Annotated in this window: 17 protein-coding genes; 7 read left to right on the top strand and 10 right to left on the bottom strand. The window is 64.3% G+C overall.

Annotated elements, in window-relative coordinates:
• Window position 1: 1 nt before the first annotated feature.
• Window positions 2-811, bottom strand: coding sequence for an enoyl-CoA hydratase/isomerase family protein (locus P6U25_RS23750; RefSeq protein WP_407147193.1), 810 nt, complete (start codon window positions 809-811; stop codon window positions 2-4).
• A gap of 157 nt (window positions 812-968) precedes the next feature.
• On the opposite strand from P6U25_RS23750, the gene P6U25_RS23755 reads away from it, so the two are divergent.
• The 6 genes from P6U25_RS23755 to P6U25_RS23780 all read left to right on the top strand — a co-directional run bounded on the left by P6U25_RS23755 (window position 969) and on the right by P6U25_RS23780 (window position 9,044).
• Window positions 969-2,504 (top strand): class I adenylate-forming enzyme family protein, encoded by a 1,536-nt coding sequence (locus tag P6U25_RS23755; RefSeq protein WP_407147194.1) that lies wholly within the window; start codon window positions 969-971, stop codon window positions 2,502-2,504.
• Window positions 2,501-3,682 carry a thiolase C-terminal domain-containing protein gene (locus tag P6U25_RS23760; protein WP_407147195.1) on the top strand — a complete coding sequence of 394 codons (1,182 nt, stop codon included), beginning with the start codon at window positions 2,501-2,503 and terminating at the stop codon, window positions 3,680-3,682. Before P6U25_RS23755 ends, P6U25_RS23760 begins: the two co-directional genes overlap by 4 nt.
• Window positions 3,679-4,098, top strand: coding sequence for a Zn-ribbon domain-containing OB-fold protein (locus tag P6U25_RS23765; RefSeq protein WP_407147196.1), 420 nt, complete (start codon window positions 3,679-3,681; stop codon window positions 4,096-4,098). Before P6U25_RS23760 ends, P6U25_RS23765 begins: the two co-directional genes overlap by 4 nt.
• Before the next feature lie 115 nt (window positions 4,099-4,213).
• Window positions 4,214-5,377: an acyl-CoA dehydrogenase family protein gene (locus P6U25_RS23770; protein WP_407147197.1), complete on the top strand. Its 1,164-nt coding sequence runs from the start codon at window positions 4,214-4,216 to the stop codon at window positions 5,375-5,377.
• A gap of 9 nt (window positions 5,378-5,386) precedes the next feature.
• The gene (locus P6U25_RS23775) at window positions 5,387-6,994 is read left to right on the top strand and encodes a carboxyl transferase domain-containing protein (protein WP_407147198.1); all 1,608 of its coding nucleotides are present in this window, start codon (window positions 5,387-5,389) and stop codon (window positions 6,992-6,994) included.
• A 19-nt stretch (window positions 6,995-7,013) separates the two neighbouring features.
• Window positions 7,014-9,044 (top strand): acetyl/propionyl/methylcrotonyl-CoA carboxylase subunit alpha, encoded by a 2,031-nt coding sequence (locus P6U25_RS23780; protein WP_407147199.1) that lies wholly within the window; start codon window positions 7,014-7,016, stop codon window positions 9,042-9,044.
• A gap of 44 nt (window positions 9,045-9,088) precedes the next feature.
• On the opposite strand, the gene P6U25_RS23785 is transcribed toward P6U25_RS23780, so the two are convergent.
• The 8 genes from P6U25_RS23785 to deoC form a co-directional block, all read right to left on the bottom strand.
• A complete protein-coding gene (locus tag P6U25_RS23785; protein WP_407147200.1) occupies window positions 9,089-10,186 on the bottom strand; it encodes an ABC transporter ATP-binding protein in 1,098 nt (365 codons plus the stop codon).
• Window positions 10,187-10,264: 78 nt separating this feature from the next.
• The gene (locus P6U25_RS23790) at window positions 10,265-11,704 is read right to left on the bottom strand and encodes an extracellular solute-binding protein (RefSeq protein ID WP_407152591.1); all 1,440 of its coding nucleotides are present in this window, start codon (window positions 11,702-11,704) and stop codon (window positions 10,265-10,267) included.
• Window positions 11,705-11,751: 47 nt separating this feature from the next.
• A complete protein-coding gene (locus P6U25_RS23795; RefSeq protein WP_407147201.1) occupies window positions 11,752-12,789 on the bottom strand; it encodes a carbohydrate ABC transporter permease in 1,038 nt (345 codons plus the stop codon).
• Window positions 12,786-13,661 carry a carbohydrate ABC transporter permease gene (locus P6U25_RS23800; protein WP_407147202.1) on the bottom strand — a complete coding sequence of 292 codons (876 nt, stop codon included), beginning with the start codon at window positions 13,659-13,661 and terminating at the stop codon, window positions 12,786-12,788. The genes P6U25_RS23795 and P6U25_RS23800 overlap by 4 nt, the downstream gene beginning before the upstream one ends.
• An 8-nt stretch (window positions 13,662-13,669) precedes the next feature.
• Window positions 13,670-14,593, bottom strand: coding sequence for a ribokinase (gene rbsK / locus P6U25_RS23805; RefSeq protein ID WP_407147203.1), 924 nt, complete (start codon window positions 14,591-14,593; stop codon window positions 13,670-13,672).
• 5 nt (window positions 14,594-14,598) lie between these two features.
• Entirely contained in the window at window positions 14,599-15,054 is a 456-nt protein-coding gene (locus tag P6U25_RS23810) for an RbsD/FucU family protein (RefSeq protein ID WP_407147204.1), read from the bottom strand.
• A 79-nt stretch (window positions 15,055-15,133) separates the two neighbouring features.
• Window positions 15,134-17,521, bottom strand: coding sequence for an aldehyde dehydrogenase family protein (locus P6U25_RS23815; RefSeq protein WP_407147205.1), 2,388 nt, complete (start codon window positions 17,519-17,521; stop codon window positions 15,134-15,136).
• Window positions 17,522-17,531: 10 nt separating this feature from the next.
• On the bottom strand, window positions 17,532-18,449 hold the full coding sequence (deoC, locus tag P6U25_RS23820; protein ID WP_407152592.1) for a deoxyribose-phosphate aldolase: 918 nt from the start codon (window positions 18,447-18,449) through the stop codon (window positions 17,532-17,534).
• A 342-nt stretch (window positions 18,450-18,791) separates the two neighbouring features.
• On the opposite strand from deoC, the gene P6U25_RS23825 reads away from it, so the two are divergent.
• A complete protein-coding gene (locus P6U25_RS23825; protein ID WP_407147206.1) occupies window positions 18,792-19,583 on the top strand; it encodes a DeoR/GlpR family DNA-binding transcription regulator in 792 nt (263 codons plus the stop codon).
• A gap of 83 nt (window positions 19,584-19,666) precedes the next feature.
• Here P6U25_RS23825 and P6U25_RS23830 read toward each other — a convergent pair whose 3' ends face one another.
• Window positions 19,667-20,818: a substrate-binding domain-containing protein gene (locus tag P6U25_RS23830; RefSeq protein WP_407147207.1), complete on the bottom strand. Its 1,152-nt coding sequence runs from the start codon at window positions 20,816-20,818 to the stop codon at window positions 19,667-19,669.
• Window positions 20,819-20,852 lie beyond the last annotated feature (34 nt).

Consider the following 20,852-nt stretch of genomic DNA (forward strand, 5'->3'; position numbering starts at 1 on the left):
GTCAGATCGGGCAGTCCGGCGGGAACGACGGCTTGCGCTTCTCGAGATGCGAGGCCAGCCCTTCCCGCGCTTCCGCGCCGCTGAAGCCGAGGATTTCGAGCGCGGTCGAGGTATCGAACAATGGGCCGTTGACACGAAGCCAGTTGTTGAGCGCGTATTTGGTCCAGCGGATCGCGCTCTGCGCGCCGCTCGCCAGATCCAGCGCGGTTTCGAGCGCAATCTTCTGCAGCTCGGCGTCCTCGACGCAGAGCGACACCAGCCCGATGCGTTCGGCCTCCTCTCCCGACAACGGCTTGCAAGTCAAAAGATAATATTTGGCCTTGGCGAGGCCGCACAGCAGCGGCCAGATGATGCAGGCGACGTCGCCGGCCGCCACGCCCAGCCGGGTGTGACCATCGACGATCCGAGCCGATTTTCCGCAAATCGACACGTCGGCGAGAATGCCGACCACGAGACCAGCGCCGACCGCGACGCCGTTGATCGCCGAAATAATCGGCTTGTTGCAGTTGATGACGTTGTAGACGAGATCCTTCGCTTCGCGCCAGGTCGCCATCCGCGCGACCGGATTGTCGAGCAGGCTCTTGATCAGCTCGAAGTCGCCGCCGGCCGAGAACGCCTTACCCGCACCCGTGACGATGACAGCGTTGATGCCGGGATCGTCGTTGATGTCGCGCCAGATGTTGGTGAGCTGGGTGTGGGTCTCGGCATCGACCGAGTTATAGGTCTCGGGCCGGTCGAAGGTCAGCCGCAGGATCCGATCGGCGGGATAATCGATCTTGAGGCGGGTGTAGGCTTTGTAACGATTCGACATCGGCATTTCCTCGTGGTTCCCTCACCGCGCGAGGCGCGTTCGGCCTATCAATTCTTTCTAACAGATGTTAGAATTTAAGACCGATCGACGGGCGTCGCAAGCTCGGAGTTTGGACCAAGATTGTCGACAAAGACAGCGCGTCCTTTGAGGAAACATGATGACCGGCCAGGATAGCCTTCCCGCTCAGGCGGGCTCGATTGCAACCGTCGGCGCGCTGTTCAGTGCGTGCGCTGCGCTGAATGGAGCATCGATCGCCATCGAATACCGCGATCGGCGCATTAACTACGGCGAACTGCTCGACCGCGTCCGGCGCGCCAGCGCCATGCTGGCGGCACACGGGTTACGGCGCGGCGATCGGGTTGCCCTGCTCTCCCGCAACCGCCCGGAATATTTCGAGATCGAGCTCGCCGCCGCCCATCTCGGCGTCATCACCGCATGCCTGAACTGGCGCCTGTCGCCGCGCGAGCTCGCCTACTGCGTCGAGCTAGTCTCGCCCAAATTGCTGATCGTCGAGCCCGACCTGGCTGCTTCGCTGGGATCCGGCCCCTCCTGTCCGCAGATCGAGCTGGGCACGCAATATGATCGCCTTCTCGCGCAGCAGGACGGTCGCGGCGTGCCCGTGACGGCGCGGCCCGAGGACGGTCTCGTCATCCTCTACACCAGCGGGACCACCGGCCTGCCCAAGGGAGCGGTGATCTCGCATCGTGCGATGATCATGCGCGCCCTGGTCTTCACGTCCGAACTCGGGATCACGACATCCGAGAGCTTCGTTTCCTGGGCGCCGCTGTTCCACATGGCCTCCACCGACCACGGCCTCGCAACGCTGCTGCGCGGCGGAACGGTCGTGATCATCGACGGCTTCCAGACCGAGCCGCTGCTGAACGCGATCAGTTCACATCGCATCGGTTGGCTCGTGCTGATCCCGGGCATGGTGGAGGCGCTGGTCGAAGGCATGCGTGCGGAGCGGACGATCGCCAAGGGCGTGCGCGTCTGTGGTGCAATGGCCGACCTTGTCCCGCCGCATGCGATCGCGGCTGCGACCGAGTTGATCAAGGCGCCGTATCTCAACAGTTTTGGTTCGACCGAGACCGGCCTGCCGCCCGCCTCCCGCGATCTGATCCCGATCGGCGTCGCGCCGACCCGGCTGTCGAAGCGCCAGAACGCCTTCTGCGAGGTCAAGCTGGTCGATCCCGACGACAACGAGGTGCCGCTCGGCAGCCCCGGCGAGCTTGCCATTCGCGGCGGCACAGTGTTCTCGGGTTACTGGCAAGCGGATGAAGTCAATGCGCGCGATTTCCGCGGCGGCTGGTTCCACATGGGCGACGTATTCCGCCGCAACGACGACGGCATGCTCGATTTCGTCGACCGCGCCAAATACATGATCAAGTCGGGCGGCGAGAACGTCTACCCCGCCGAGATCGAGCGCGTCCTGTTGACCGACAAGCGCATCACTGAAGTTGCCGTGGTGCGGGCGCGCGATGCCAAATGGGGCGAGGTGCCCGTCGCATTCGTCGCATGCCGGGACGATAGCCTGACGGAGGCCGAGCTCGTCGCGCTCTGCCGGCGTGACCTGGCCGGCTACAAGCGCCCCCGGCAGTTTCACTTCATCGATTTTGCCGATTTCCCGCGCTCGACCAGCGGCAAGGTGCAACGCCACGAGCTCGAAAGCCGCATCAGCAAGGTCGCGCCATGAGCCGCGACAATCTCCGCGGCAAGGTCGCCATTATCGGGATCGGGCAGTCGCCGGTCGGCAAGGTTCCCGGCCGCAGTCCGCTGTGGCTCGCGGCCGATGCGGCAAGGAAGGCGGTCGCCGACGCCGGCATCGACAAAAGCCAAATCGACGGCGTGCTGTCGAGCCACGCCATGGCTTCGCCCTTCCATCGCTTCAGTGTGGCGTTCAGCGAGTATTTCGGCATCCAGCCGACCTTTTCCAACAATCTCCAGGTTTCGGGCGCGACAGCCGCCACGATGTTCAACATCGGCGCTGCGGCGATCTGCGGCGGACTGGCGGAGGTCGTGCTCGTGGTGGCCGCGGACAGCCTGATGACCGGGCTCACGCCGGACCTTGCGCTGCGCTCGCTGACGGAAAGCCGCGACCAGCAATACGAGATGCCGTTCGGCATTCCCGTCGCCAACACCTTCGCCATGACGGCGCACAGGCACATGAAGGAATTCGGCACCACGCCCGAACAGCTCGCCAAGGTCGCGGTCACCCAGCGCCACCACGCCTCGCGCACCCCGGGCGCGCAGCAGACCGCACCGATCACGGTCGACGACGTCCTCAACTCCGGCATGGTGACGACGCCGTATCACAAGCTCGATTGCTCGTTGATCTCGGACGGCGGCGCCGCGTTCATCCTGACCTCGGCCGAACGCGCCAAGGCACTTGGCGTCAAAAAGCCCGTCTATATCCTCGGCGGCGGCGAGTGCTACACGCATGAGCACATCTTTCTGATGCCGTCGCTGACCGTCACGGGTGCGGTCGAATCCAGCCGGCGCGCCTATAAGATGGCAGGCTATGGCCCGGACGACATGCACGTCGCCGGCGTCTACGACTGCTTCACTGGCACCGTCATCATGATGCTGGAAGACCTTGGCTTCTGCCCGAAGGGCGAAGGCGGACGCTTCGTCGCCGACGGCCAGATGACCTACGGCGGCAAAATCCCATCCAACACCCATGGCGGTCTGCTCTCGTTCGCCCATTCCGGCATCCCTGGATCGTTGTTTCACTTCCACGAAGTCGTTGCGCAGTTGCGGGGCGATTGCGGTCCGCGTCAGGTCGCGGACGCAAAGCTTGGCCTGGTCCACAGCCTTGGCGCCGGATTTGCCACCAACGCCACCACGGTGCTCGGAACGGAGGACACGCTGTGATCTCAGCCGAAGACGCCGCGCGCAAGCCGCTGCCGACCCCGGACGCCGATACGGCCGCCTTCTGGCGCGGCCTGCGCGACGGCCAATTGCTCCTCCAGCACTGCTTGGCCTGCGGACATGTCCAGTATTATCAGCAGGCGACGTGCCGGGCCTGCGGACACGAGGAGCTCGAGCATCGTCCCGCCAGCGGGCGCGGCAAGGTACACTCCTTCAGCGTCGTTCACCGCGCGCCGGGACCGGCGTTCAAGGCCGACGTGCCCTACGCCGTCTTGCTGGTCGAGCTGGAGGAAGGCCCCCGAATGATCAGCACCTATACCGGCGGCCCGCCGGACGACGTCACCTTCGACATGCCAGTTATGCTCGCCTTCGAAAAGATCACGGACGAGGTGACCTTGCCGCGGTTCCGCAAGGCCTGATCGGCAAGCGCGCGTTTTCTAACAAACGTTAGATTTAGCCGTTGAACTCGACGGCGCTCCCGCCTAAGAATGGTCGTGCCGATCAGCCTATCGACGTGCCGTCTAGGGAGGACGCATGGATTTCGATCTCACGCAGGAGCAGCGGCAGATCCTCGAATATGGCGACACCATCGCCCGGAGATTCGATCGCAAATACTGGATGGACTGCGCCGACAAGCGCGTGTTTCCGGAGGCCCTGTATCGGCAGGTCGCTGAAGACGGCTTTGTCGGGACCATGGTGCCCGAAGACTATGGCGGGGCCGGTCAGGGCATGGTCGAGATGCATCTGTTCCTCGAAGGTCTTTCCAACAACGGCATCCCGCTGTTGAACCTTGTCGTCGGTGCCGCGATGAGCCTCGGCTTCATCGCCAAACACGGCACCGAAACCCAGAAGAGGCGCTATCTGCCTGATGCGTGCCGGGGCAACACCCGCTTCTGCTTCGCCATCACCGAGCCTGATGCGGGCACCAACACCATCCGTACCGCAACGATCGCAAAGCGGCGCGGCGATCGCTTCGCGCTGAGCGGTCAGAAGACCTTCATCACCGATGCCGACGGTTCGGATTTCGCGCTGGTGGTGGCGCGCACCACGCCGCATACCGAGGTGCAGCGCAAGACGGAAGGCTTCACGCTCTTCATCGTCGACCTGAAGGCCAAGGGTGTGCAGAAGCAGTACATTCCGGTCAGCATCCCCGCTCCCGAGACGCAGTGGCAATTGTTCTTCGACGAGGTCGAGCTCGGCCCGGACGATGTCGTCGGCGAGATCGATAGGGGCTTTGGCATCCTGTTCAAGAGCCTCAACCCGGAGCGCATCCTGGTCGGCTCCATCTGCTGCGGCCTCGGCCGCTATGCGCTGAACCGCGCGGTCGCCTATAGCCGCGAACGCAAGGTCTTCAACAATGTGCCGATCGGTGCCTATCAGGGCCTGCAACATCCTTTGGCGAGCGCGCGCACTGATATCGAGCTCGCCTCGCTGATGACGCTGAAGGCGGCGTGGATCTTCGACCAGGGACGCGAAGCCGGCGAGTTCGCCAATATGGCCAAGCTCGCGGCGGCCGATGCCGGCATCAAGGCCGTCGACACCGCAATCCAGTGTCACGGCGGCAACGGCTTCACCAAGGAATACGGAATCTTCGATCTCTATCCGTTCGTGCGCCTGCTCAAGACCGCGCCGCTGAACAGGGAGATGATCCTCAACTACATCGGCGAGCACGTCATGGGCTTGCCGCGCAGCTACTAGGATCAGGCCATGGCAGTGATGAAGTCAGACGTTGCGGTCGGCAGCGAGGAATATCGTCGCAATCGACAAGCCTATGAGGCGCGCATCGCCGATCTGCGCCGGCGCCGCTCAGAAGCCGCACTCGGTGGCCCCGAGCGCGCGCGGCGTCTGCACAAGGAGCGCAATCAGTTGCTGCCGCGTGAGCGGATCGCCGCGCTGATCGATCCGGGATCGCCGTTCCTGGAATTCTGCCAGCTTGCGGGCGAAGGCATGTACGAGGGCGTGCCGCCCGGCGGCGGCATCATCACCGGCGTCGGCGTCATCAAGGGGCGCCCATGCATGGTCATCGCCAACGAGCCGACCGTGAAAGGCGGCACCTATTACGGCATCACGTGCAAGAAGCATGTCCGCGCCCAGCGCTTTGCCTGGCAGCATCGCCTGCCCTGCATCACCATGGTGCAATCGGGCGGCGCCAACCTTCCCGACCAGCCCAACATCTTCCCCGACGAGGGCCAGTTCGGCTCGATCTTCTACAACCAGATCCGGATGTCCGGCGAAGGCATCCCGCAGATCGCGATCGTTCATGGTCCCTCGACGGCAGGCGGCGCCTATATGCCGGCGCTGTGCGACGAAACGGTGATCGTGCGCAATCAAGGCGCGATGTTTCTCGGCGGGCCGCAGCTCGTCTATGCCGCGACCCGCGAGGAGGTCGGCATCGAGGAGCTCGGCGGCGGCGAGATGCACAGCCGCATCAGCGGCGTCACCGATCACCTCGCCGAGAACGACGGCCACGCCATCGCGATCACCCGCGACATCGTCGCCAATCTGGGCGAGATTCCCGCACAGCGCTGGACGGTGGCGCCGACACGCGAGCCCGTGTTCGATCCGAACGAGATCTACGGGTTGATCAGCTCGGATCCCCGTATCCCCACCAACAATCGCGACATCGTTGCGCGCCTGGTCGACGGCAGCGAATTCCACGAGTTCAAGCCGCTCTACGGCGACACATTGATCACGGGCTTTGCCAGGATCATGGGCTTCGAGGTTGGTCTCCTCTGCAACAACGGCGTGCTGTTCTCGGAGAGCGCACTGAAGGCGACCCACTTCATCGACCTCTGCTGCAAGCGGAACATTCCCCTGCTGTTCATTGCCGATGTCACCGGCTTCATGGTCGGCCGCGAGGCGGAGGAAGGCGGCATCTCCAAGGATGGCGCCAAAATGATCACGGCGATGGCGAGCGCGAACGTGCCGAAATACACGCTGATCATCGGCAACGCCTATGGGGCCGGATATCTTGCAATGTGCGGCCGCGCCTTCAAGCCCAATGCGATGATGATGTGGCCGAACGGCCGCTCGGCGATCATGGGTCCGGATCAGGCCGCCACCACGCTCGCGATGGTTCGCGACGAGGCCCACAAGCGCGAAGGCACCAGTTGGACCGATGTGGAGCGCGAAGCCTACATGGCGCCGACCCGCAAGACCTTCGAGGAGTTCGCCAACGCCTACAATTTCGCGCGCAACACCTGGTGCGACATGGTGATCGACCCGCTGGAAACGCGCCACGTGATGGGCCTGCTCCTCGACCTCGCCGGCCGCCTGCCGCCCCAGCCGACGAATTTCGGCGTGCTCCGTATGTGACCGATGGAGACCTGCTTCCGTGTTTAACAAGATCCTGATCGCCAATCGCGGCGAGATCGCATGCCGGATCGCCCGCACCTGCCGACGGCTCGGCATTGCCGTCGCAGGAGTCCATTCCTCGGTCGATGCCGGCTCCCTCGCCGTCAAGCTGATCGGCGAATCCGTCGAGATCGGCGGCGCCCCGGCGGCCGAAAGCTACCTCAACATTGACGCCGTGATCGCTGCCGCCCAAGCCACCGGGGCCGAGGCCATCCACCCGGGCTTTGGCTTCCTCGCCGAGAACGCCGGCTTTGCCCGCGCGGTGGAGGCTTCGGGCCTCGTCTTCATCGGCCCGACGCCGGCGACGATCGAGCGACTTGGTGACAAGGCCTTCGCCAAGGCGGAAGCGGCGGCCGCTGACGTGCCGACCGTTCCGGGCAGCACGACGCCGAGCGAAGATCCAGGCGAGATTGCGCGGATCGTCAGCGAATTCGGCCTTCCCGTCATACTCAAGGCCGCGGCCGGCGGTGGCGGCAAGGGGATGCGGGCGATCACGACGCTGGACCGCCTCGCCGATGAGATCGAATCCGCGATGCGCGAGGCCAGGAATGCATTTGGCCACGCCGGCCTCATCGTCGAAGAGCTGATCGCGCGCGGCCGCCACATCGAGGTGCAGATTGCCGGTGACGGCAAAGGCAATGTGGTTCACCTGTTCGAGCGCGAATGCTCGCTGCAGCGGCGCCACCAGAAGCTGATCGAGGAAGCTCCGGCGGCCAACCTTCCCGATTCGCTGCGTAAGCGTATCCTTGCCGATGCGGTTCGCCTGGGTCAGCGCCTGGAATATCGCGGCGTCGGCACTGTCGAATTCATCGTCAGCGGCAGCAGCCACTACTTCCTCGAGGTCAACCCGCGGCTCCAGGTGGAGCATCCCGTCACCGAGATGGTGACGGGCCTCGACATCGTCGAGCTCATGCTGAGGATCGCGGCTGGTGAGGGATTGCCGTTAACGCAAGACCAGGCACGTCTTCATGGTCATGCCGTCGAGGCCCGCCTTTGCGCCGAAGATCCGGATCACGGCTTCATGCCGTCGACCGGCGCGCTTGCTCACGTGCAGTTCCCCGAAGGCAACATTCGGGTCGAGACCGGCATCGAGACCGGCTCCGTGGTCACGCCGCACTACGATTCCATGTTGGCCAAGCTGATTTCGCATGCCGACACGCGCGATGCAGCGCTGGACCGGCTGGCAACCGCCTTGGACGAAACATCGATCCTGGGCCCGACGACAAACCAGGATTTCCTCAAGCGCCTGATCGCGCTGCCCGCCACGCGGAACGCCACGTTCCACACCCGCCTGATCGATGACGATATTGTCTCTCTCACCGCGGTGAACCGGGCGCTGGATATCGAGGCGCTGGCGATGGCGGCCTGTTTCTGGCTGCTGCAAAGCCGGCCGGCCGCGTCGACCAATCCCTGGCAGACGCGGCAACTCACGGGATGGCAGACGGCGGCCGACGACGAGGGACTGTCCTCGATCCCGATCCTGCACCTGGAGAGTGGAGATGCCAGCGCGGAGATCTGCTTTGGGCCTCTGGCCGCCGACGGCTCGATGCTGGTCGGCATCGATGACGCGCGCATCCGCGTCAAATTGACCAGCCTTGGCGACCACCTGTTCGCGGCGGTGACCGGGTCGCAACATCGAACCGTCCGCATCCAGCAACAGGATCAAACGATCTTCGTTCAGGATCGGCGGAAACGCCACGCGCTGACGGCGATGCCGTATCTCGGCTACATCAGCGCGGCGACCGAGGTCAACGGCGAGGTGCGGGCACCGATGACCGGCGTCGTGCTGAAGAGCGATGCCGCAGTCGGTGATCGCGTCAAGGCAGGCGACACCGTGGTCGTGATGGAATCCATGAAGATGGAATTGCGCCTCGCCAGCAAGGTCGACGGCATCGTGAGCGCGGTGCATTTCCGCGCCGGCGAGACCGTCGAGCGCAACGCAGTGGTCGCGATTGTGGATGTCGAGCAGGTTACGTCGGCATCAAGCCACGCCGCCGAAGGCAGATCATAGGCCTGGCTCGCCGGCCGGCATGACCCAAAGTTCGCACGATCGAATCAGGCCGCCGCGATCGCCTGCCCCGACGCGCGGTCGAACAAGTGCGCGCGTTGGAGATCGAGGTTGACGTCGAACGGACGGTCCGGCTCAGCCGCGACGCCGACGTGCATCTGCGCCGTGAAGGGAAACGCACCGACGCTACCGATCACCAGCGTATGCGGGCCGAGCGGCTCGACGTCCTTCACGATCATACGGATGGAGGTCTCAGCCGGCGTTCCCTGATGCAGGACATGATCGGGCCGCACGCCCAGCACCACCGGCTTGCCGACGCTGCCGGCATAGGCCGCCTGGCGGGACCTCGGCAGCCTCAATACAGTGCCGGATGGCTCGGCAAAACACAATCCGCCGTCGCGGGCAACGATCTCGCCGTGGATGAAATTCATGCTGGGCGCGCCGATGAAGCCGGCGACAAACAGGTTGCTCGGCCTCTCATAGATCGTGATCGGATCGGCCGCCTGCTCGATCCGGCCGCGGTTCATCACCACGACGCGGTCGGCCATCGTCATGGCTTCGACCTGGTCGTGAGTCACATAGACGATGGTCTTGGCGAGCCGACGGTGCAGTGCCTTGATCTCGGTTCGCATCTCGATCCGCAGCTTGGCATCGAGATTGGACAGCGGCTCGTCGAACAGGAACACGTCGGGGCTGCGCACGATGGCGCGGCCGATCGCCACGCGCTGGCGCTGACCGCCCGAGAGCTGCTTGGGACGGCGATCGAGATATTGCTCGAGGTCGAGGATCCGCGCCACGTCCTTGACCGATTTCTCGATGCTGGCCCGGGACTCGCCACGCACCTTCATGCCATAGCCGATGTTCTCGCCGACGGTCATGTGCGGATAGAGCGCGTAGTTCTGGAACACCATCGCGCAATTGCGCAGGCCCGGGCGCAATTGCGTTACGTCGCGATTGCCGATCCGGATCGTGCCGCTGGTGACGGTCTCGAGCCCCGCGATCATCCGCAATGTCGTCGTCTTGCCGCAGCCGGACGGGCCGACCAGCACGACAAACTCCTCGTCGGCAACGTTGAGATCGAGCCCTTCGATGATCTTGTAGGGCCCGTATGCCTTGCTGACGTTCTCGATCTCGACGTGCGCCATGGAATCTTTTCTGTCTCTCGCAGATAGTCGTTGAGGTCCCGGACAACGTCACGCGTCGCCCGGGACCTCATGAGCATGCTAGTTCTTGGGCGGCAGGCCCATCGCTGCACGGTAGGCGGCGAGTTGCTTGGCGCGGCCAAACTCGTCGGTCAGACGATTCCATTCCTTCGCCATCGCGTCGAGGGCCGCCTGCGGCGTGGTCTGGCCGGCAAGCGCCTTGCCGAGCTCGATCTCCACGACTTCAGTGTAGGAGAAATAGCCGGGCAGACGCATGTCGAGGGCCACGTTCTTGGCGTTGATCGAGTCCGACTGCGCGCCAAGATATTCCTTGGCCTCTTCAGGCGTGAAGATCTTGCTCCAGAGCTGGAGATTGGCCGTGTGCGACTTGCGATAGGGATTGACGCCGCTGCCGCCGGTGATCGCCGCCTGGCCGGACACTTCCGGGCTGGTCAGCGTCTTGACGAAGTCCCACGCCGCCTGCTGGTTCTTGCCGGCCTTCGGCACGGCAATCTGCCAGCCGCCGAACGCCATGAACGGGCCCGGCAGCACCGACGGGAACTTGTCCCACTTCTTGGTCTTGGCGTTCCAGATCTCGTCCGAGCCGGGCAGCATCGCCGAGCCCACCTTGCCTGAGATCTTCGACTGCTTCGGATCGGCCGCGATGACACCGGTGTCGCCCCATCCGATCGATTCCGCCACCTGACCGCCGGCCACCGCCGCGTTCACCTCGCCGAAGGAGAAGTTGAGCGCGTTGGGCGGCCCGAGCTTCGAGGCGCGGATGTATTCCTCCAGCCCTCTCACCCAGCCCGGATTGTTGATCTGGGCGTCCATCGTCTCAGGGTCGAAGAACATCGCACCCGGATAGTTCGGGTTGTTGGTATAGGCCGCCGCGTGGCTGAAGAAGAACCAGAACTGCTGGCCGCCGCGACGGAACGCTTCCGCCGTGCCCCACAGTCCCTTGTCCGGACGCTGGAAGAACTCGGCGATGTCGAGATACTGCTTCCAGGTCTTCGGCGGCGCCAGGTCGTAGCCGTATTTGGCCTTGAAGGCGTCCTTCTCCTTGGGATCGCTGAACAAGTCGGTGCGGTAGGTGTAGGTGTGCACGTCGCCGTCCATCGACTGCGAATAGATCTTGCCTTCCCACACCATCAGACGTTCGCGATAGGCGGGCTCGATATCATCCCAATCCTTGCCCGACTGCATCTCCTTCGGCATCTCGCTGAGATAAGGAACGAAGTCCGGCAGCCAGGCCGGCGCAAAGCTGACGAGATCGAAGGTCGCATCCGACGACGCCAGCGACGTCGCGATCTTCGGATACAGTTCCGACCACGGAAACTCGACGACATTGACCTTGCCGCAGGTCTTCTTCGTCCATTCGTCCGCGCCGAGCTTGAGCGCGGAGGCGATATACGGTCCGGTCTGCGACGCCACCGTCAAAGTGACGCCGGAATAATCCGGACTGCAGGCGGCGTTCGCCTGGGCCGTGATACAGGCCGTAGCGAGCGAGGTGGCAAGCATCAGGAACGTTCGTCGCAACATGGTTAGTCCTCCCTACCTAAGTCTTCTTACTTGATGGCACCGAGCAGCAGGCCCGACCGCATCATGCGGCTCAGCAGGCCCGCCATGATCATCATCGGAATGATGGCAACCAGCGCCGCCGCCGAGATCGCCCACCATTCATCGCCGCGCTGGCTGTTCTGTCCCGCCACCAGAATGGGAAGCGTCTGCCATCTGGAATTGGTCAGGAACAGCGCGAACAGAAACTCGTTCCAGACAAAGGCCAGCGTGATCATGAAGGTTGCCAACAGACCGTTCATCGACATCGGCACCACGATGCCGAAGAAGATGCGCCAGTTCGGCACGTTGTCGACCATCGCGGCTTCCTCGACCTCGATCGGCACGGCCTCGAAGAAGTCCCGCATCAGCCAGACGACGATCGGCAGCGAGAACGCGACGTAGCACAGCGTCAGACCGATATAGCTGTCGATGAGCTGGAAGCCGAGCCGGCCGATCTCGCTGTACAGCAGGTACAGCGCGAACGCCGCCACGATCGGCGGGAACATGCGCTGGCTGACGAACCAGAACAGGATATCCTCATTGCCGAGGATCGGTCCGGGCAAGGGAAGCCGGTTGGCGATAACCGCGACCACAAGTGCGATCGGGAAGGCCAGCAGCAGCGCCTGCGGCCGCGTGAAGCCAAGCGTGTTGTTGAAGACGAGATAGCCGCCGAGCGCGAGCAGGAGGAAGGCGAGACCCGCGCCGAGGCGGACCTTGAACTCGAACCGCACCAGCGCATAGGCCGCCATCGCACCGATCGTGGTGGCGATCGCCGCAGCCGAGAGGCCCACGATGGTCGAGTTCAGGAAGGTCCGGAAGAACTCACCGCGGATGCCATGGTAGAGGTCGATGAAGGCCTGCAAGGTCGGCGTGAAGTCGACGAACGGCAGGTAGGTCGGGCCACCGACCACGCCCGGCGGCGTCTTGAACGCCGTCACCACCACCCAATAAAGCGGAAACACCGTGATCAAGCACCAGACGAGCACGCCGGCAGCGACCAGGCGGCGGCTCCAGGGGGCAAGTCCGGTCAGGTCGCGGCCGCTCATCGGCGCTTCTCCAGATGCGGCCGCAGCAGCGCCAGATAGGTGACGCCGATGATCGTGATCGCGATCAGGAACAGGAAGCTCAGCGCAGATGTATAGCCGAGATTGAACTTCTTGAACCCTTCCTGGTAGGCGAACAGGGTCAGCGTCTCGGTCTCCACCCCCGGCCCGCCGCCCGTCATCACGAACACGGTGTCCATGATCTTGTAGCTCTCGATCAGCCGGATAAAGACGACCGCGGCCGAGATCGGCAGCATCATCGGAAAGGTGATGCCCCAGAACTGTTGCCAGGCGCTGGCATTCTCGAGCTCGGCCGCCTCGTAGACATCCTGCGGCAGCGTCTGCAGTCCGGCCAGCATCATCAGGATCACGAACGGCGTCCACTGCCAGATCTCGACCGCGATGATGCAGGCGAGCGCCCAATGTCCGTTGGTGAGGAATGGCAGGTTGACCAGGCCGAACTGGCTGAGGAACTGGTTGAGCGGCCCCATGGTTGGGTTGAACATCATGCGCGCCACCAGCGCGACAGCCACTGGCGCGAGCAGCATAGGCAGCAGCAAAGCGACACGAAACAGCCGCTCGCCCGGCACACGCGCGTTGAGCGCCAGCGCCACGCCGAAGCCGATTGCGTATTGCAGCCCGACCGCGATGAAGGCGATCAACGTCGTGGTGAAGATTGCATTCCAGAACCGCGGCTCCTGCAGCAGCGACGCATAATTGCCGAGCCAGACCACCCGAGGCGGGATCGGCGGAATGAGGCGATAGCTGAGGAAGCTCGTGGTCAGCGAATAGATCAGCGGAAAGATCGAGATCGCCAGCACGACGAGCACCGCCGGCCAGATGAAGATATGCTTGATCGGATCATTCCGCATCATGGAGTCGATCACTCCCCCAAGAGAGCTTCGATCTCCGCGCGCCGCGGCATCGAAGGTGCCGTCCCGGCTCGCGTCACCGAAATCCCGGCCGTCGCCGAACCGAAGCGCGCAGCGGCGAGCGGATCCGCGCCGTCCGCGAGCGCCGCCGCAAAGCCGCCGACGAAGGCGTCGCCCGCACCGGTCGTTTCGATCACCTTGCCGGCAGCAAACGGCGGCACATGCAGCGAGCGATCGCGGCCATGGAACAGCGCGCCGCGCTCCCCGAGCGTAATCAGCGCCGTCCCGGCCCCCTTGTCCAGCAGCGCGTCGCCGGCACGTCGCGCACCGGCAAGGTCGCCGACGGCGATCCCGGTCAACGCTTCGGCCTCGGTCTCGTTGGGTACGACGTAGTCGCATAGCGTGAACAGGCTGCTATCGAACTTGATCGCCGGCGCAGGGTTGAGCACCGTGATGCAGCCCGCCGCGCGCGCGAGTTCAAGCCCGCGCCGCGCCGCATCGACAGGCTGCTCGAGTTGCGTCACGAACACCCGGCTGTCGCGGATGGCATCGGCCGCCGCGTCGACATCGGCCGGGCAGAGACCCCCGGCCGCCCCGGCCACCACGATGATCGCGTTGTCGCCGCGCGTCTCGTGCACGTAGATGAACGCCGCGCCGGTCGGCGTGTCGGCGGTCTTGGCGACGCGCGGCCGGATGCCCTCGGCCTCCCAGGTCTTGATCGCGAGTTCGCCAAAGGCATCGCTGCCGATCCGGGAGATGAAGGTCACGCCGGCGCCCGCGCGCGCGGCAGCGACCGCCTGATTGGATCCCTTGCCGCCGGGACCCATCGCAAAGCCCGATCCGGCAATGGTCTCGCCGATCGCCGGCATGTTGCTGGCGCGGAAGGCCAGATCGACAACGAAGACGCCGAGGATGGCGACGCCGCTCCTGCTCATGGTCATCACTCTCCGTCCGGTCCGATGACGCCCTTGCTGAACAGGAAGCAGCCGTAGAAGCGGCGCTCGCCCGTTGCGATCACGCAGTAAGCCGTCTTGGCCTTTTCGTAGAAGGCGTGGCGCTCAACGCCGACAAGCGGCCAAGACCGCCCCTCGGCGTGGTCGATCGCCGATTGCACCTCGCGCTGCACCGGCGGCACTTCCTTGGGCTGGCCGACGATCTCCATCCGGATCGCCGCATCGTCGACGAAGGTGTCGAGCGGGAGCACCGAGAGAATAGCTTCGACGGCCTTGGCGGCCCTCACATTGTCGATGCGCAGCAGCCGGCCAAGCGCCGTCTGGCGCGCGATCGAGTCCGCCGGAAAATTGGTGTCGCAGACGACCAGCCGATCCCCATGCCCCATGGCGCGCAGCGCATAGAGCACGTCGGCGTTCAGCAGTGGATTGATGCCCTTGAGCATATTGCCTCCTCCCTTGCTCAAAATCGTCCGGACTCTGACGGCCCGGATCCTCCGCTCGCCTCACGGCGAGACAGCCTCTCTAGTCTCCATAGGGAATCCAGATGTTCTTCACCTGCACCGCATGGCGGAGCAGGATCGGGCCTTCGGATGCCACCCCGTCATACCAGTCAAGCATCAGGCCGTAGTCAACCAGCGTGCGCTTGAGATTGCCGACCGACAGCCGCTCCGCCGCCGCCGAGGCTTCCTGCGAACCGAACACCCAGAGTGCGTCGACATCGTCATGCTCGGCCAGCACTTTCGCGAGCCCGTCACGGCTGCCGGTGACGATATTGACGACACCTGCCGGGACATCCGACGTCTCCAGCACCTGATAGAAATCGGTCCCGGCGAGCGGATGCCGCTCGCTCGGCACGGCGACGACACGGTTGCCCATCGCAATCAACGGCGCCACCAGGCTGACAAAGGCAAGCAACGGCGCCTCGTCCGGGCAGGCGACACCAACCACGCCGATCGGCTCGTGCATCGCCAGCGCAACGCCGCGCAACGGCGGCGCATGGATGCTCCCCTCGAATTTGTCGGCCCAGGCCCCATAGCTGAACAAGCGCGCGATACTGGCATCGACCTCCGCGCGCGCCTTCGCGCCCGATACACCGGTCATGTCGGCAATGCGCCGGGCGAACTCGTCCCCGCGCGCGGAGAGATTTTCGGCAAGGTAGTAAAGGATTTGGGCGCGATTATGCGCGGTGGCCTTCGCCCACGCCTCGGCCGCACGTGCCGCGGCCACGGCATTGCGGATGTCCTTGCGGTTACCCTCGCCCACCTCACCCAGATTCCGCCCTTTCGCTGACAGCACGGCACGCGAGTAATTGCCGTCGGGGCGCACCTGCTTGCCGCCGACAAACAGCTTGGCGGTCCGGTCCATCGGCGGCACGCCGAAGCCGGCATTCGAGCCAGCCGGAGCCGGCTGCGGAGGCGCCACCGGGCGTGGCTTACGCCCGCTCCAGGCCTTCGGCTTGAGATATTCGTGCATGCCTTCGCGGCCGCCCTCGCGACCGAACCCGGACTCGCGATAGCCGCCAAAGCCGACACTGGCATCGAACAGATTGGTCGCGTTGACCCAGACCACACCAGCGAGCAGCTTCGGCGCGATGTCCAGCGCCAGCCCGATCGTCTCGCTCCACACGCTGGCGGCAAGCCCGTAGCGTGTGTTGTTGGCAAGCATGACCGCCTCATCGGGCGTGCGGAACGTCATCGCCACCAGCACCGGCCCGAAAATCTCCTCGACCGCGACGGTCGAGGACGGCTGCACGTTCCAGAGCAGGGTCGGTGGATAGAAGCACCCCTCTGCCGGGATCGCGCCGGGCGCCTGGTATTTTTCTGCGCCCTCCCTCACCCCGATCTCGACCAGCGCCTTGATCCGCTCGAGCTGTACCGGCGCCACCACCGCACCCATGTCGATCGCCTTGTCGAGCGGCATGCCGACACGCAACGTTTCCATGCGGCGGATGAGGCGCCTGCGGAAGGTCTCGGCGATTCCCTCCTGGAGCAACAAGCGCGAACCGGCGCAGCAGACCTGGCCCTGGTTGAACCAGATGGCGTCGACCACGCCTTCCACGGCGCCGTCGATGTCGGCATCATCGAACACGATGAAGGGCGACTTGCCGCCGAGCTCGAGCGTCAGCGACTTGCCGCTCCCGGCGGTCGATTGCCGGATCAGCCGCCCGACCTCGGTCGATCCGGTGAACGCGATCTTGTCGACGCCGGGGCTCTCGACGAGCAGCGCGCCGGTCGCGCCATCGCCCGTCACCACATTCAGCACGCCCGGCGGCAGACCGGCGTCCGCCGCAAGTTCTGCGAACAGCAAAGCGGTCAGCGAGGTGAACTCCGCCGGCTTCAGCACCACCGTATTGCCCGCGGCCAGCGCGGGCGCGATCTTCCATGCCAGCATCAGCAGCGGGAAGTTCCACGGGATGATCTGCCCGATCACGCCGACCGGCACCTGATCGGCGAACTCGCGCTCCTGCAATTGCGCCCAGCCGGCGTGATACAGGAAATGGCGCGCGGCGAGCGGCACGTCGAGATCACGCGTCTCGCGGATCGGCTTGCCGTTGTCGATCGCTTCCAGCACAGCAAACAAGCGCGCATGACGCTGCAGCATGCGCGCCAGCGCGTAGAGATGGCGTGCGCGGCCGTGACCGCCGAGCTTGGCCCATAGCGGCTGCGCTTTGCGCGCGGCGCGCACCGCGGCCTCGACGTCAGCGGCGGAGCCTTCGGCGATTTTGGCCAGCGTCTTGCCGGTGGCAGGCTCGATCGTCGTGAGGTGCTTGCCGGAATGCGGCGCGACGAACTTGCCGTCGATAAAGTGCCCGAACACGGCTCCGTGCTGCTTCAGCCACGCGCGCGCTTCGCCGTCCGCCTCTGGCGCGGGACCATACTCCATGGTCTCGTAATAATGTGCGACGCTCATCGCCGGAGTCTCATCCCACGGGGTGGCGGTTGAAGGCCGAGTAGCGGCCGGTGACGTGATGCTCGAGCTGGCGCTCGATATCGGCAAGCAGGCTCGAGGCGCCGATCCGGAACAGATCCGGCTCGAGCCAGTCGCGGCCCAATTCCTCCTTCATCAGGAACTGATAGTTGAGCACGTCCTTGGCCGTCGAGATTCCGCCGGCCGGCTTGAAGCCGATCTTGTAGCCGGTGCGCTCCTGGTACACGCGGATCATCCGCAACATCGCGAGCGTAACCGGCAGCGTCGCATTCACGCCCTCCTTGCCGGTCGAGGTCTTGATGAAATCAGCGCCGGCCATCATGCAGACCATCGAGGCCTTGGCGACGTTGCGCAACGTTTTGAGATCGCCGGTCGCCAGAATGGTCTTCAGATGCGCATCGCCGCAGGCGGCGCGGAATTCCTTCACCTCGGCATAGAGCCCGCGCCAGTCTCCGGTCAGCACGTGTTCGCGGGTGATGACGATGTCGATCTCCTGCGCGCCGTCGCGGACCGAGGCCTCGATCTCCTTGAGCTTCAGGTCATGCGGCACGAGACCGGCCGGAAATCCGGTCGAGACCGCGGCGACCGGAATATCGGATCCGTCGAGCGCTTCGACTGCCGTTGCAACAAAGCGGTGATAGACACACACCGCCCCGGTGTGCAGCTCACGGCTGGCGAAGCCGAGCGCCTCGAGAATGTCGCTTCGCACCGGGGCCTTAGCCTTGGCGCAGAGGCGTTTCACCCGCTCCGCGGTATCGTCGCCGTTGAGGGTCGTCAGATCGATGCAGGTGATCGCCTTCAGAAGCCAAGCGGCCTGCGCGTCCTTCTTGACGGTGCGCCGGCCGGGCAGGCTCGCGACGCGTCGCTCGGCGGCGGACAGGTTGATCCTGATCTCGTCGATCCAATCCATCTCGAGCGTGTGACCACTGTTGCGCGAGACCGCAAGCGCGCGCTGCTCGCCCCGAACATCAGGCTGCACCGGCACTGCGGATGGATTTTTGATGAAGACGCTCTGCGTCATCTAAACCGCGATCCTAGCGAATCGACTGAAACGCCAGATAGATTGAATGTCCCGATCGCAACATGTGATCCTCCCGTTCACTGGAGCTCATCGCCTGCCGGACGCACGACATGGCCGGACCCTGGATGAGTTCACTTAGCCCTAATGTTATTATTGTAACATATAGCCGTTGATAAACTCACAACATTGTAAGATCATTGTCAACGGGATAAGCAAAGCTCGGTGACCAAAATGACTGAAACACCGACACGACCAAGCGAGACGCGCGTGCAGCGCCTGCAACGGCTGCGCCGCGCCGTCGAGAGCAGCGGCGCGCTGCACCTGAAGGATGCCGCCGAACTGCTCAAGGTGTCCGAAATGACCGTGCGACGCGACCTCGCCGGTCCGGAGGCCGCACTTGCGCTGCTCGGCGGTTACGTCGTCAACGCCGCATCACCGACCGGGATCAAGTACACCTTCGAGCAGGAGATCGACCAGCACACCCAGGACAAGCTGCTCGCCTGCCGGTCTGCCGCCGCCTCGATCAGGGAAGGTGACACGATCTTCATCGACTGCGGCACCACGATGCAATCGCTGGCGGACTGCCTGCCCGAGGATCTGCCGCTCTCGGTGATCTGCTATTCGATGAACGTGGCGACGATCGTCACGCGGCGTCCGGCCACCCAGGTGATGCTGATGGGAGGGCTCTACCATCCTTCGTCGCAGTCATTTTCATCCGACGATGGCTTGGCCTACCTGCGGCGGCTCGGGATCAACAAGGCCTTCATCTCCGCGGGCGGCGTGCACTGGACCCGCGGCGCGAGCTGCTCGAACTTTCACGAAGTCGCCATCAAGCAGGCCGTCATTGCCACCGCGATGGAAAGTATCCTGGTGGTCGATGCGAGCAAGCTCGGCAGCCTCAAGCCGGCGTTCTTCTCCGACGTCGAGGCGTATTCGCGGATCATCGTCGGGGGTGCGGCCTCAGCGGAGATGCGCAAGCACTTCCGCAGCCTGCCCGTCGAATATGTGACCAACGCAACCTGACCCGGGCGGGGGCTGGCTCGCCCGGATCAGGCCGGTCAGCGGTTGCACGCCGTTGCGACACCGTGCAACCGTGAGCGAAGAGCTCAGTTGCAGGCCGGCTTCGCCTTGTTGCAGGCGTCGGTCAGCTCGGGCGGAGGCTCCTTCTTGAACACCGTCTTGTAGGACTCCAGCACGTTCGACTGCGTCACCGGCAGCGACTGCACGCCGATCCAGGCCGGCGTTTCCTTGCCCAGCAGCGCGTTCATCATCGCCATCGCCTCCGCAACGCCCTGGTCGTAAGGACGCTGCGAGCCGGTCGCCTTCAGCGGACCGCCCTTGGCGATCTCGATCGCCGACTGCAGGCCGAGGTCGACCGTGGTGACGGGAATATCGATGCTCTGCGCCCGCATCGAGCTCAGCGTATCCAGCGCCGGCTGGTCCCAGACCGCGAACAGTCCCTTGATATCCGGATTGCCGGTGAGGAAGTCACCGGCGATCTGCGAGACCTTCGGCGGATCGGTGAAATCGACCTGTTTCATCCTGATGTCCGGCCGGTTCTTCTTCATCCACTCGCGGACGCCCTTGGTGCGCTCGTTGGTGCTGAAATAGTCGACACCGAAGTTGACGAGGCCGATGGTGCCGCCCTGCGCCACGCAGGACGCCAGGATCTGCGCCGCGATCTGCCCGTTGCCCTGGCTGTCCGCCGAGACCATCGCGGCGTATTCGTCGGGATGCTTCAGCCCGGTCGGGATGCTGTCCATCAGGACCAACTTGATGCCGGCTTTGGCGATCTTCTTGTAGGTCGGCGCTGTCGCGGTGAAATCGACGGGGATCGAGATGATGCCATCCGGATGCTGCTGGATGGTGTTCTCGATGTCGGCGATCTGCTTGTCGACCTGATATTCGGCCGACGCAACTCCGGTGACGGTCACGCCGTATTTTTTCAGCGTATCGGTGATGCCCTGGATCTGGAGCTGCGACCAGTCGAGATTGACCGTCTGCATGGAAATGCCGACCTTGAAATGGCGCTCTTTGATCTTGGCGACATCGGCCTCCGACAGCGCGAGCACCTCGGGCGACGCAGCCTTCTCGCCATGCGGCCCCTGGCCGACGATCGATTTCGGTCCGAGCGTCGCGAGGTCGACGCCCTTGACGCAGGTTGCCGGCACCTCGGCGCGCGCTGCGGGAGCGATTGAAATTGCTGTCGCCGCAATCAGCGCGGTCAGCGGCACGGTTTGTCGCAAGATTGGCTTCATGGTTTCCTCCCATTTTGGTCGCCGATTGACCGGA

The sequence above is a fragment of the Bradyrhizobium sp. ORS 86 genome, assembly GCF_045571475.1.
GTDB lineage: Bacteria > Pseudomonadota > Alphaproteobacteria > Rhizobiales > Xanthobacteraceae > Bradyrhizobium.